This window comes from Sandaracinaceae bacterium (assembly GCA_020633055.1).
GTDB lineage: Bacteria > Myxococcota_A > Polyangia > Polyangiales > Houyiibacteriaceae > JADJJE01.
Map to the genome: position 1 here is coordinate 66461 of JACKEJ010000004.1, position 14683 is coordinate 81143.

Annotated in this window: 3 protein-coding genes; all 3 read left to right on the top strand. The window is 70.4% G+C overall.

What is annotated here, in order from left to right; translation table 11 throughout:
• The first annotated feature begins 232 nt into the window (after nt 1–232).
• The 3 genes from H6726_00315 to H6726_00325 are packed head-to-tail and all read left to right on the top strand — an operon-like array spanning nt 233 to nt 14620.
• Entirely contained in the window at nt 233–5908 is a 5676-nt protein-coding gene (locus H6726_00315) for a hypothetical protein (GenBank protein ID MCB9656061.1), read from the top strand.
• 1 nt (nt 5909) lies between these two features.
• On the top strand, nt 5910–9551 hold the full coding sequence (locus tag H6726_00320; protein MCB9656062.1) for a hypothetical protein: 3642 nt from the start codon (nt 5910–5912) through the stop codon (nt 9549–9551).
• Nucleotides 9545–14620: a hypothetical protein gene (locus H6726_00325; GenBank protein MCB9656063.1), complete on the top strand. Its 5076-nt coding sequence runs from the start codon at nt 9545–9547 to the stop codon at nt 14618–14620. The genes H6726_00320 and H6726_00325 overlap by 7 nt, the downstream gene beginning before the upstream one ends.
• Nucleotides 14621–14683 lie beyond the last annotated feature (63 nt).

Genomic DNA, 14683 nt, shown 5'->3' on the forward strand with positions numbered 1-14683 from the left:
CGCCCGCTGAGTGGGGTCGTGTGGGTGTAAAGCTTCCTCCACATGTCGGTGGATGTCGCTTCCGATACCCTTGGTGCTGTAGAAATATTCCCGCGTGACGCGATGACTTCGGTCATGTGTCGCACATCACCGCCGCGTCGTCGGACCTCACGTCCCGGCGCAGCACGGCGCTTCTCCCGATGCAGCTTCACAGGCTGCACGGGGTCTCGTATTCGGCCTGGAGCCAGCGACCATGACGCGTTCCCGTTCCCCCTTCGTGTTCGTTCTGACCGTGGCCGTTGGCCTGACCGTGGCGGCGCTGGGCTGCGACTCCGGCTCCATGATGGACGGCGAGGGCGACCCTTCGTGCCCCACCGGGACCCTCGAGTGTCCCTGCTCGTCGACGGGAGGCTGCGGCCTCGACGCGGAGGGCGAGCTGCTCCAGTGCGTCGCGGGGGTGTGCCTCTTGCCGACCTGTCCCGTGGGAACCATCGGATGCGAGTGTACGCTGGCCGGGCGCTGCACCTCCTCCGGGGCGCAGTGCAGCGACGGGCTGTGCGTGAACGCCAACTGCACGCCCGGTGAGGAGGGCTGCGCCTGCGCCAATGGCATCTCGTGCGGCGTAGGGCTCTTCTGCCGCGCGGGCACCGTGTGCGTGGACCAGACGGGCTTCGAGGGCGGGGAGTGCTTGGCCAACATGACGTGCAACCCGGGCGCGCGCTGCGATCCCGCGCAAGAGCGCTGCATCTACTGCGACCGGGGCACGGAGGGCTGCCACTGCACGGAGCTGGGCGTGTGCGACGCGGGGCTCTCCTGCGCGGCTGGTATGTGCGTCTCGCGCAACAACCTGCCGCCCGCCGACCCCGCCTGCTACACGCCCTGCCGTCGTGATCTGGGCGAGGGGGCGAGCCGGCGCGTGTGCGACGCGGACGGTCTCCTCGCAGGTTGCATCGACGACCAGACGTGTGACCGCGGCAGCTGCGTCCAGCCTGGGCAGACGAAGCCCACCTGCACCAGCGACGTGGACTGCCCCTTCTTCCAGGCGTGCCTGGGTGGCGGCTGCTACTCCAACTGCGAGACCAACCTCGACTGCCCCGGCGGGCGCGCGTGTTACCAGCGCGTCTGCCGCGTGCCCTGCTCGCTCACGACGGGCAGCGCGCGGTGCCCGCTGAACGAGAGCTGCGACTCGCGCGACGGACAGACGGGCTACTGCGTGCCGGTGGCCCCGCCCCCCGACGAACCGATCGAGCTTCCGTCCGGGGGCGCGCTCTCGATCGACATCGGCCGGGGCACCGAGTTCACCAGCCTGCGGACCTCGGGGAACGTGGTGCTGCGCAACGCGGGCGAGGCGCAGACCGTCACCATCCGCAAGCTCAGCCACACCATCACCATGCCCAACGGCGCGACCGAGACCGTCGAGCTCGCGCCCGACCGGGCGACGGGCGCACCCCTGCCGTGCGGGGGAGCCTCGGTGGATTGCCCGCTCTGGTGGCTCGAGCTGGGCACGGGGAGCTCGACCACGCGCATGGGCAGCTTCGACGTCGAGGTGCCGGGCAACTGCGACAACGACTGCCCGAGCATCAGCATCGGCAACACTCAGGGCTCGCCGGGCGTGCGCTACGAAGGGCGCATCCTCGTCTCGGGTCCAGGCGGCTCGCAGGAGTTCACGCTGCGCTACGCGGAGGACGCCTCGGGGCGCTGGGAGGGGCAGGTGCACTACTTCACCGACTTCCACGACGAGGGGCTCGACGAGTGGCTCGAGCGCGACGACCGCAGCGACGTGACCGACGTGGAGAACGCGCTCATCCAACGCTGGGGCGCGTTCCGGCGCGGCAACCTCGAGAGCTGGGACGAGTTCCAGGCGGTCCTGACCGCGACCCGCACGGGCTCGTGGCAACAGCCTCGTGTGCAGGAGCTGTGCGACGCCGTCACGGGCGGGAGCGCCAACGCGGTGTGCTACCCCTACTCCAACCGCGCGGGCGTGCGCGTGTACGTGCAGGACGCGAACGCGGCGCGCGTCCCCAGCGCCACGACGGAGCTGCCCATGGCGCTCCACCTGCGCAGTGGCGGCACGACGTCCACCATCCTGTCGGGACGCGTGGACTCGGAGACCGCGCTGCACTACCCGAACAACCCGGCCGTCTCGATCCGCCTCACCACGGATCCGGCGGGCGTAGGCGCCTGTGACCCCGCGGTCCCCGGGGCATGTGTGGTCTACGTGCAGGACCTGAACATTGCGGCCACGGTCGGTGGACGGTACGTGTCGGACGACGGGTCCTGCGCGGCGGGCTATCTGGCCAAGACGGTACCGTGGCTGATCCCTGGCTTCACCACCGGGGTGAGCCTGGGCGGCCCGTCGCCGCGGCGCACGGAGTGCCGTGAGAGCACCCTGCCGTTCTTGGACGACATGGCGGCCAACGTCGACTTTGCCGGGGCCAACCCGGTGCCGGACGGGCTCACGCGTCAGCGGCGCGTGGAGTTCCTGGACGGAGCGCTGGTCAATCAGCGCGACCTGTTCCTGCTCATCCGCGAGACCTTCGACGGCTTCCTCCCGAGCGAGCCACCGGTCTCCACTTACGCGTTCGCCGTGCTGCGCCGCGCTCCGCAGGCGCTCGATGAAGAGGACTACGTCGGGAACGAGGTGACCGTGCCGACCCGTAACCCTCCCGCCGCCGGCTTCACGTGCAGCGCGGACCTCACCGCCGGGTGGCCCCCCTCGGTCGTCAACGACCCCGACAGGTTCGTGAGGACGCTGATCGAAGGCTCCGCCGCCGCTTCGACCGAGTTCGGACTGCAGGAGATCCCGCAGGCAGACACGCCAGCGCAGATTCACTACCTGTGCGACGGGCTCTTCGACGGTGGCGGCGCACTCGAGGTGGTGAGCGAGAACCCGAACGGCCCGACCGCCCCGGACGGGAACGGCTACTTCGCGATCAACGGCGGCGCGGGAGGCTACAACCAGCACCTGCCCGTCGCCTGCTCCCCGGGCGCCGAGGTGACCTTCTTCTACACGGGCACGGCCATGTCGGAGTTCGCGGTCATCAACCACGGCTGCCAGGCGACCGCCTCGTGTGACGAAACGCTCGCCGCTTGGACCGGCACCGTCGCGCGGGAGCTGGACCCCACGTTCTTGTGCATCAACCCGAACCAGGTGCGCTGCGACGACGACATCACCGACCTGCGCGATGGGAAGCGCTTCTTCCGGCGCACCGCGTCCTCGACGGGGGGCTTCTCGCTGCAGAGCCTGGCCTCCGTGGTGAACGAGGCCTTCCGCTACAAGACGCGCTTCCAGAGCGACCTGAACGTGGGGACCGAGGTGGGGTTCGCGCCGGCAGTCTGCGGGCCGAACGCCAACCAGACGCCCTACTGCTACGACCCCGCGGAGATCGAGCACGCCCGCGCGCGCATCGACTGCCTGCTGAGCATCTACACGAACCGCATCGGAGAGCTCTCCCCCACGGTGCGCACGCAGCTCGAGCGGTTCCTACGCGCGAACCACGCGCAGAGTGCCAGCGGAGACGACGGCTTCGAGCGCCTCTACGCCGAGCTGTTGGTCATGTTGGGCGACGAGGAGCTGACACAGGCGTTCGCGTCGCGCTTCGACCTCGCCGCGGTCAACACGCGGGACTTCGAGGGGGCCGAGTTCGAGACCGACGGAATCAACCTGTCCGGCGTGGCGGGCGCGGAGATGTCCCGGCTCTACGCCGCGGTCCAGTACTACCAGTTCGCGCTCGACCGCCTGTACGAGTCGGGCCCGCACCTGGACGTCGCGCTGCGACGGGCGAACACCGCGACGGAGACCAACTTCGTGTCGCCCCAGACCGTGACGCTGTACCTCAGCCGTCTGGTGCGCGCGAGCGCGCAGAAGGCGCTGGCCTGGAGCGAGATCGCGAAGCGCTACCGCGACTTCAACAACCCCACCCTGGCGCGACGCGTCCTCGAGCGCGCGTACGCTCAGACGTACCTGGAGTCGGCGCTGCTCTCGCGACTGATGCTCGCCATCGCGGAGCAGACCGGGCTCTCGTTCGTCGGGCAGATCCAGGCGGAGCTGCAGCAGGTGCAGCGCACGTATCGCATCGCCATGCTCGACATGCGCGAAGTGTTCGAGGACATCGTCCGCGGCGCCACGTTCTTCGGCTATCCCCCCGAGTACGTGCCATTCCCGGCGCTGGACCCCAACTCCAGCGAGAACGGCTTCGAGTCGCTCCTCAACATCGCGCGGCAGCGCCTCCAGATCGCGAAGGAGCGCGAGGTCATCGCCTTCGAGTCGCTGCTGAGCGGGGCGGTGGACTCGGCGCAATTCCAGTCCGAGCTGACGCGGGTGCGCAACACGTACGAGGACCAACTGGCCACGGCGTGCGGCACCTTCCGCGGCAGCGACGGCGTCACCTACCCTGCGATCGCCCGCTACGCGGACCGCAACGAGCTCGCGGTGATCACGGGTGACCCATGCGGCACGTTCCCGAACGGCACCATCTACGAACAGATGCTGGAGGTGGACGCCGCGTCGGCGGCACTCGAGGCCGTGACCACGCGGTACCGCAACACCGTCGCCGAGATCGAAGACGAGATCACGAGGGTGTCGGCGCAGTGCGGCTTGATCCGGGAACAGGCCGAGTTCGAATACAACGCCGGCCAGCAGACCCGCACCCTGACCCGCGACCTCGAGACGGCCCGCGTCGTGATGGGCGGGGTGGTGCGCGCGCTCAACACCGTCAAGGACGCCCTCGACTCGTACTCGGGCTGCCTCGCCGCCACGTTGCCCGACGGCAAGATCAGCTGCGGCGCGCTCGCCACCGTGGCGGGCGTGCTCGGAGGTGTCGCGGCCGCGACCGAGACCGGCGCTGAGATCGCCGCGGCGGCCGTCGAGGACGAGATCGCCGGGAAGCGGCTGGAGACGGCGCGCGTGCTCTCCGAGCGGGCGTGCGAGGTGCAGGAGATCGACTCCGCGCCGCGCACGGCGAACCTGGTGCGCAGCCTGGACGAGATCACCCTCGAGGCGCTGCGCGCGCAGGTGCAGCTCGAGCTGCAGATCGCCCAGGTGCAGCGTTCCTACAGCGAGGCCCAGCGCCTCCAGGAGCGTCAGCGCGAGGCTACGCAGCAGCTCATCGACGTGGAGGCGGCGCGGAACGACCCGAACGTCCGCATCTTCCGCAACGAGTCGATCATCAACGCGGACATCGCGTTCGACGACGCCATGCGAGCGGCGTACCGCGCGACGCGCATGTTCGAGTACTACACCAGCACGAGCTACGCGCGGCTCGACGAGCTGTTCCTCATCCGCCTCGCGGCGCGCGGGCGCCCGAACCTCGAGAACTACCTGACCGACCTCGAGAACGCCTTCCAAGACTTCGAGGAGGACCTGGGCCTACCCGACAACCGCGTTGCGGTCCTCTCGTTGCTGGACGACATTCTCCAGATCCCGTTCGCGGACGAGGCTGGCGATCCCATCGCACAGAACGAGCGCATTCGGATGATGCAGGACATCCTCGCCGACCCCGGCAGGCTGGACGCGAACGGCTACATCACCATCCCGTTCGGGACCGACTTCAGCCAGCTGTCCCCGCTCACACGCAACCACAAGATCCGCTACATCGAGGCCAACGTGGTGGCCACGGACGTCGGGGACCAGCTCGGCCGCATCTATCTGCGGCAGCGCGGCACGTCGATCATCCGGACGATCGACGACCAGACCTCGTACTTCGTGTTCCCGGTCCGAACGGCCGTAGTGGACGCGATCTTCAATGGGAGCCGCGTGTTCGCCGCCGACGTCTACCCGAACTACCGCCACAGAGACCGCCCCTACGCCCACACGATGTGGGAGCTGGTGATCAACCAGCGCGACGAGCAGGTGAACCGCGACATCAACCTGCGGTCGCTCTCCGACATTCAGCTCTTCATCCACTACACGGACTTCACGGTGTTCTGAGATGGCCCACACGCGCTTCAACTCAATCTGGGCCGCCGTCACGTGCGTCGGTCTCCTGGTCGCAACGGCGGCGTTCGCGACGGGCTGTGACGGCGGAGGACCCCGCCTCGACGCCGGCACCGGCGACGGAGCGTGCTCCGCCGCCCAGCTGGGCTGTGAGTGCGGCCGCGACGCGCGCTGCGACCGTGGTCAGTGCGTCGCGGGCACTTGCCGCCTGTGCACGCGGGGCGAGGAGGAGTGCCTGTGCCGCGTGGACGGCTCCTGCCAAGAAGAGCTGCTGTGCGACGGAGACGTGTGCCGGGCGTGCCCGGACGGGCAAGAGGGCTGCGCCTGTCGCGGTGACCAGTGCGACGAAGGTCTCACGTGCGAGAGCGGCACGTGCGCGCCCATCGCGTGCCCGCCTGGCACCGTGGACTGCGCGTGCCGCCGCCAGTCTTCGCCGGAGTGCGACTACTCCACCTGCCTCGGTGACGGCTTCTGCCGCGAGTGCGACGCCGACCGTGCTGGCTGTCCATGCGTGGACGACACATGTGCCACCGGGCTGCTGTGTGAAGCCGGCGCATGCCGCACCCCGCGCACCTGCGAGGACATGCTGGTGGAGGGGTTCTGTGTCGAACACCAGCGCTGCACGGAGACGGGCGACGTGGACGCGCAGTGCGAGGCCGAGAGCTGCGAAGACGGCTATGTCTGGGAGCGCGGGCGCTGCGTGCCCGGGTTGCCGAACTGCTCGCCCAACACCCCGGGGAGCCTGCTGGCCCCATGCACGGGGCAGCTACGTCAGTGCGTGGAGGGCGCTGGCACGGCCAGCTGCGGCGAGTGCCTCGGAGGCAGCCTCGAGCTGCAGGGCGTATGCGTGGGGCGGCTGGCCTGCGGCGACACGAGCTGCCTCGATGGCGAATACTGCGACTCGTCCGAGGCGACCCCTGTGTGCCGGCCGCTGCCCTGCCCCGCGGGACAAGCCAAGCCACTGGGCGGCAGCTGCAGCCCGTGCTCGTTCTCGTGCGCCGGGGTCGGGCTGACGGGGCGCGTGTGGCCCTTCCGCACCGTCACCGACACCTGCGTGTGCGAGACGCTGCCCGGCTACTTCATGCCCCCCGGTGGCGACACGCAGGCCGAGGTCTGCGACCAGGACAACGACGGCTGGGTGCGTGAGGAGGTCCGGGACAGCTCGCTGACCATCGACCCCACGCTGGTCCAGAACGCGCGCTGCGGCCTGTTCGACGTGACCAGCGTCGTGCTGCGCGACGAGCACGGCCAGGACGCGGAGGTCGCCTCGTGCATCGAAGGCCTGATCCTGAACCCGGGGCCGACGGACTGCTCGGCCCGCATCCCGCTGCCGCTGGTGGAGTCGCTGCGCAACGACACGCCCGGCGAGCTGCTCGACGTGGCCACGCCCCCGTACGGCAGCGCTGGTCGACGGCTGCGCGCGCAGGAGGTCAACGGGCTCAGCAAGGCCTGCGTATCCGCGCTGGGCGACTTCGACGACAACGGCGTGGAGGACTACCTGCAGGTACAGCAGGCTCCCGCGACGCTCACGGACGACCCCGCCGAGCGCCTACGCAGCTTCGCGTACTTCATGGAGACGCACCGCGCCTACGTGGAGGTGCGCACCGGGCAGCCGCGGCTGGTGATCGAAGAGCGCTTCCGCTGCGACCCGCGTGACTTTCCGCTCCGCTACGACCCGTCGGTCAACCCCGCCGCGCCCACGGACGGCTACGTGGACGGCGTGGGGGCGCGCTACTGGCGCTCGTGCCAGCGCGGCGTGCGACCAGGCTTCGACCCCACCGCCGACCCCCCCTTGCCCGGCTACGACTTCGCTCAGTGGTCCTGCCCGAACGGGACCGCGAACTGTGACGGCATCCCCGTGGCGGCCCCGCACCCCACGCGTGACCTGCGGACCCCGATCGCGTTCGGGACGGCGTTCCCGACGAACGCGACGCTGTGCGAAATGAACGCGCGCTTCCCGGCCGACGGGGTCTGGCGAGGCATGAACCACCACAGCCAGTTCCGCTGCGTAGGAGTAGGCTCCGGACCGGGACAGCAGGACGCGGCCGAGTTCGGACCGGGCGGAGGCTTCGTCATGAACCGCTGCGAGGCCGTGAGCTGCGCCCCGTCGGATCCCGACTGCGTCGAGGCGCGCGGGGTGGTCGCGAGCTCGCAGGCCGAGGAGCCCGAGCTGCACTGCCGAGCGCTGTCGTCGGTCACCGCGGCCGACTTCGGCTTCGCGGCGCAGCGCTACGTCCCGTATGGCATTGGCTTCGCCGAGCCGGAGTACCAGGGAGGCTGTGTGAGCGAGGACGAGGAGTACCACCCGAACGTGTGCCCCACGCCCGTGTTCTCGGTCATGCCCACCGACACCGCGTTCGGCGCGCAGACCTGTTACTTGGCGGACTGCCCCATCGGCCAGGCCAACTGCGATGGCAACGACCTGAACGGGTGCGAGCTGGTCGCGCGAGACAACGTCAACTGCAGCGGCTGCGGCACGGCCTGCGCGCCGAACCACGCGACGGGCAACTGCAGCACGGGCTTCTGCGTCGTCAGCCAGTGTGACCCGGGCTGGGGCAACTGCGACGGGAACATGGCCAACGGCTGCGAGCAGCGCCTCAACACGCTCAACCACTGTGGCGGCTGCAACGTGCTGTGCGACATCCCGAGCAGCGGAGAGTCGTGCGTCACGGGCACCTGTCAGGCGGGCGCCTGCGCTCCGGGCACGGGCAACTGCGACGGGAACCCGGGGAACGGGTGCGAGACGACCACCAACACCAACACGCACTGCGGCGGCTGCAACTCACCGTGCAACCCGACCAACGGCACGGGCCAGTGCAACTCCTCGGGGGTGTGCATCATCACGGGTTGCGCACCCGGCTGGGGCAACTGCGACAACAACTCCGCCAACGGGTGCGAGACGCGCACGGACACCACCAGCAACTGTGGTGCGTGTGGCGCCAGCTGCAGCCTGCCGAACGCCGCGCCCGAGTGCACTGGCGGGGCGGTGTGCACTGTGGACACGTGTAGCGCGGGCTGGGATGACTGCACGGCCGCACCCGGGTGCGAGACGAACATCCGGACGAACTCCAACTGCGGCGACTGCGGAGTCGCGTGCGCTCCGGCCAACGCGTCGGGGACCTGCTCCACGGGCTCGTGCCGCGTGACCGCGTGCAACTCGGGCTACGCCAACTGTGACGGGGACCACTCGACGGGGTGCAACGTCCGCCTGAACAGCAACCCCAGCTGCGGCGCGGCCATGTCGATGGGTGAAAAGGCCGCCGACTCGGAGTGCGGCGCGTTCTGCACCGTGACGACGGCATGGTCCCAGTTCAACTCCACCAGCGGGAGCGGCGAAGCGTACTTCCGTGCGCGAGCCGTGGATGCGCTCGGCGTGTGCAGCGAGGACCTGATCCACCGCGTGACCATGACCGTGCCGGCCGGGATGGACTACGACCTCTACGTCTACGACGCGTGTGGCGGCAACCTGCTGGGTTCCTCCACGAATGGCGTAAGCGCGAGCGAGACCGTCACCATTCGCCGTGAGGACGGAACGACCAACGACCGCTCATTCGACTACTGGGTCGAGGTCCGGTGGTTCAGCGGGTCGAGCTGCGCGGAGTGGACCCTCAAGTTCGAAGGACGCCAGACATGCTGACCACGCGACGAACGCACGGACGCGGGCCCCTCTGGTCCACGCTCATGACCACGGTGCTCACGGTCCACTCGGCTGGCTGCGCAACCTCGCACCCGAGCGCTGGCCAGGAGCCGACCGCGCGCCGCGACGCGGCCACTGCAGAAGCTCCCACCCCGGAGGGGTGGCGCGCTGCAGGCGTCGCGCTGGAGCGAAGTGCGGTCCACCCTTCACTGGGCGGCCGGACCACGTTGCGAGCCTATGACCGAGGCCTCGAGGTGGTCGCGCGCGAGTTCCGCGTGCACGTCGGGCTGCGCAGCCTGGGACGCTCAGGGACGGCGGCCGACGGGAGCTCTGCGTCGACGTCCGTCGAGGCCTCGGCGACGGCTCCGTCGATCGCTTCGGTGCCCAGCGTAGGTGCGGACGCCGTGGTGTACGCCCGTGGCGCGCACGACGAGTTCTTCCGCGTGGCCGCAGGCGGCATCGAGCACGGCGTCGTGGTGCACGCCGCCCCTGCGGGCGAGGGATTCCTGCGTGCCGAGGTCGGCTTCGACGGCTTGCGCCCGACGTTGCGAGAGGGGCGCGTATGGCTCCTCGACGAGGCTGGCGTCGAGCGCGCCGCCTATGACGGCCTGCACGCGTTCGACGCATCCGGTGCTGCGCTTGGAACGCTCTTGTCGGTCACCGACGACGGCTTGGTCGCCCTCGACGTGGACGACGTGGGCGCCCGCTACCCGATCACCATCGATCCCATCCTGTGGGGAACCGAGACCATCACCGGGTCCGTGGCGGGCTGCTCCGCCGCGTCCAGCGGCTTCGGCGCAGCGGTGACGGTGGTCGGTGCACAGCTAGCCGTCGGGGCCCCGAGCGCCTGCGCGGACGGCGCAAGCACCGGCGCGGTGGTGGTGTTCGACCGCCCTGGTTCGACGTGGTTGGAGAGCGCCGTGCTCTTCCGTCCCGGCTCCGCGGGCGGGGATGCGTTCGGCGCGCGGATCACGCTGACGACGGACGCGCTGATCGCCAGCGCGCCCGGAGCCAACGCGGGTGCTGGGGCCATCGAGGTCTTCGTGCGCCTCGGCCGTCGCTTTCACGCCGTAACCACGCTCGCGCTGCCGCCCGCACTCGACACTACGCCGGGTGCCGCGCTGGGCATGGCCCTGGCCGCAGACGAGGAGACGATCATCGCGGGAGCGCCGGGAGCGAACGGTGGCGCGGGCGGCGTCGCCATCTACCAGCGCGACCAGGCAGGCAGCTGGTCCACGCTGCAGACCCTTTCGGTCGAAGGCACCACGGGTTTCGGCCAGGCGCTGGCGTTGGCTCCCTCGTTCCTCTTGGTGGTCGCGGACGATAGCGTCGAGGTGTTCGACAGGCGCGGCCCCCGCGACCCGTTCGGGTCCAGCACGTCGCTCGCACTCGACGGCGTGGCGGACGTCGCGGCGAGCGAGCAGGGCTTCGTCGCCGCGCGCGGCTCCTCGCTGCGCTTCATCGACTACGACCCCACCCTCGCGACGTGGGGCCTGGGCGCCACCGTCGCCGTGGCCGACGCCAGCGACACGCAGTTCGTCGCCACACAGGACAGCGGGCTGGCCGTCGCGGGCAGCGCCGGGGCCGCGTTCTACCTCGGCGCGATGGACACCTACGAGACGGACGGGACCATCGCGGGGTCCACCACCGACAGCGTCGCGCTCGCGCTCGACGGTCAGAGTCTCTACGTGGGCGACGCGGGCGACCGCGTGCTGGTCCACCGGCGCGTGGCATCCAACGGTGAGGCCTGCACCGCGGGCGCTCAGTGCGATAGCGGGTTCTGCGTCGATGGCGTGTGCTGCAACGCGGCCTGCGGACTGGGCGAGGTCGACTGCCTCGCGTGCAGCGTGAGCGCGGGCAGCGCGGCGGACGGGCAGTGCATGACGGCACGCGCAGGATCCGTCTGCAGGCCTGCCGTGGGCAACTGCGACGCGGCCGAGCTCTGCGATGGGTCGAGCACGCAGTGCCGGACCGACCGCTTGCTCCCGTCGGGCACGACATGCCGGGAGAGCGCCGGTCCTTGTGACGTGGCGGAGTCGTGCGGCGGGCAGAGCCCGTTCTGTCCCACGGACGAATTCCGCAGCGTCGGAGCCGTCTGCCGCGCGAAGGCCGGGGACTGCGACGTCGCCGAGGCGTGCAACGGCTTCGAGGCCGAGTGCCCGAGCGACCGTGTCGCTTTGGCGGGCCGCGTCTGCCGCCCGCGCGACGGTGCGTGCGACGTGGAGGAGGCCTGCGATGGCGTGGAGCCAGCCTGCCCGCGCGACGGCTACAAGCGCTTCGGCAGCGTGTGCCGCCCGCCCTCGAACAGCTGCGACGCGCCCGAGCGCTGCACGGGCACCAGCAACGCATGCCCGGTGAACGAGGCCCAGCCCGATGGAACGGCCTGCGCGGACGGGGACGCGTGCACCGAGGGTGACATGTGCATGGCGGGTCAGTGCATCTCGGGGCCGCGCATGTGCATGGCGCCGACGCCGACGCCACCCATGCGGAGCTCGTCCGGCTGCGCCGTGGCCCAGGGCGACTCGGGCGCGCCCGGCGTGTGGGGTGCCCTGCTGTTGGCGCTGGTCGCACTCGGACGCCGCCGGGGGAAGCCGCTGCGCGCGACCCGTCGGCGGCAGGCAGCCGCGTGCGCGGCGCTGACCATCGCCTTGCTGGCGAGCTCCGGTGCGCGGGCGCAGGACTCCGACAACGACGGCGTGCCCGATGCGATGGACGTGTGCCCGGGGGGCGATGACCGGATCGACTTCGACGTGGACGGAACGCCAGCGTTCTGCGACTGCGACGACGGACGCGCGAGCACGCGTCCGGGGGCCCCCGAGCTGTGCAACGGCCAGGACAACGACTGCGACGGCTACGTCGACGCCACGTTCCTGTCCGGGGGTACGCCCGCGGAGCTGGTCGCCAACGTCGGGACGCGTGCGGTGAGCAGCGCGACGACGATGATAGGCAGCGAAGTGCGCTGGACCACCAACTACTTCCAGTCCGGCGTGGTGCGCTACAGCGAGATGCTCGAGCACGCGCCCCCGGGCACGGCGCAGTCGCTCTCGCTGATCGTGCAGCCCAGCGTGCTGCCCACGGCGAGCCTGTACGGGTTCTTCGGCGGGGGCCGCTTCATCGGGGTCATCGTGCTGTTCACGCCAGGGCAGCCCACGGCGGTGGCCATCGCCCAGGGATCGGCCACGGACGCGCCGTCGGGAGGCATCTTCGGTTACCCGCTAGGACGCTTTCAGGGCTCGATCCCGGCCTACAGCCACTTCCTCCCCACGGGTCCCATTCGCCTCACGCTGCACGTGGCAGCGGATGGAACACAGTCGCTCTCCCTGACGGGCGCGAACGGCAATGGCGTCGACGTCCCGCTCCCTGCGACGTCGTATCTGAGCGTCGCGGCGAGCTGGCGGCTTTGGATCGCCTCCTCCACTGGAGCGAGTGCGGTGCAGAGCGCGGGGGTCGCCGTGCACGCCACCCTGGACGACGAAGACCACGACACCGTCTGCGATGCGCGCGATGTGTGTGCGGACGGCAGCGACCTCATGGACGGAGACGGCGACGGAATACCCGACACGTGCGACGCCTGCGTCGGCGCGGACGGCGCAGACAACGACAGCGACGGTTACCCGTCCCCGTGCGACTGCGACGACAGCGACCCGGCGATCCATCCGGGCGCCGCCGACGTGTGTGACGGCGTCGACAACGACTGCGACGGCACCTCCGACGTCGGCACGCTCATGTCGGCCGTGGGCAACGACCTGCTCTACCGCCTGGCCTCGGGTCAGGCGTCGGGCATCGCGGTGAGCGGCACGCTGCCCACCTTCACCAGCTTCGACGGCGGCGGCGCAGTGCGTGCCGCGTTCCCGTCGGCGGCCGGCGCCTGGACGGTCTACTACCGCGAGGACCTCACGCGGAACCCGACCGCGGGGGACCCTAACCGCGTGCGCGTCGTCGTGGACCGCGACACCCGCACCGGTGACCACGACTTCATCGTGGGCCTGAGCGACGGCAACCGCGTCTTCGGGCTGCAGCTGGGGGACGTCGGGGGCAACGGGATCAGCTACACGGCAGCGCCCTTCGTGGGCGTCGACGGAGACACGAACATCACCACACCGACGTTCCCGGACGCAGAGCGCGTGGACTCACGCTTCGCGTTCAGCGACGCCTCGCCCTACACGCTGGACTTCGTGTTCGGCGCGGACCCGCGCATCGAGATCCGCACCGCCGACGGCGCGCGCGGCCTCGTGCGGATGACGGCGGGCGAGGTGGGGGCCGTGAACCTCGACAACCTCTCCCTCTTCCTGTCCGCCAACCAGACCAACGAGACCTTCGTCATCCGCAGCATCCACGCCTCGCAAGCGCACGTGGACAGCGACGAGGACACGGTGTGTGACGCCCTCGACCGCTGCCCTGGGCTGGACGACACCGGGCCCGACCAGGACTCGGACGGCATCCCCGACGCGTGTGACATCTGCACGGGGGGGCCGGACGGCCTCGACGACGACGGGGACGGGGTGCCGAACGCCTGCGACGCGTGCCCGAGCTTCCCGGACCAGCAGGACCGCGACGACGACGGTCTCCCCGACGGCTGCGACGTGTGCCCAGACGACGCGGCGAACGACTTCGACCGCGACGGCGTGTGCGACATGTCCGACCTGTGCCTGCTCGGTCCGGACAGCGCCGACGCGGATGGCGATGGGATCCCCGACGCCTGCGACCCGTGCCCCGTGGACGGGATGGGCGACAGCGACGAAGACGGAACGTGCGACGCAGGGGACGTGTGCCTCGGCGACGACCGCCGCGGCGACCGCGACGGCGACGGCTTCTGCGCCGACATCGACTGCGACGACACCCGCGCCAGCATCCACCCGGGTGCCGACGAGGTGTGCGACGGATACGACTCGAACTGCGACGGGGTGCTGCCGCAGCGCGAGCTCGACAACAACGGCAACCAGCGCATCGACTGCCGCGAGGGCTCGGGCTGCGTCGCCGACCCGACTGGGGCGAGCACCACGCCGTGGTGGTTCGTCGCGCTCTTCGCGACGCTCACCCTGGGGCGCCGCCGCCGCGCTCCCCGCTGAACGCACCTCACCGAATTCTCCACGCGCTTTGAACCCACGGCGCGTCCCCAACCTCACGAGGCC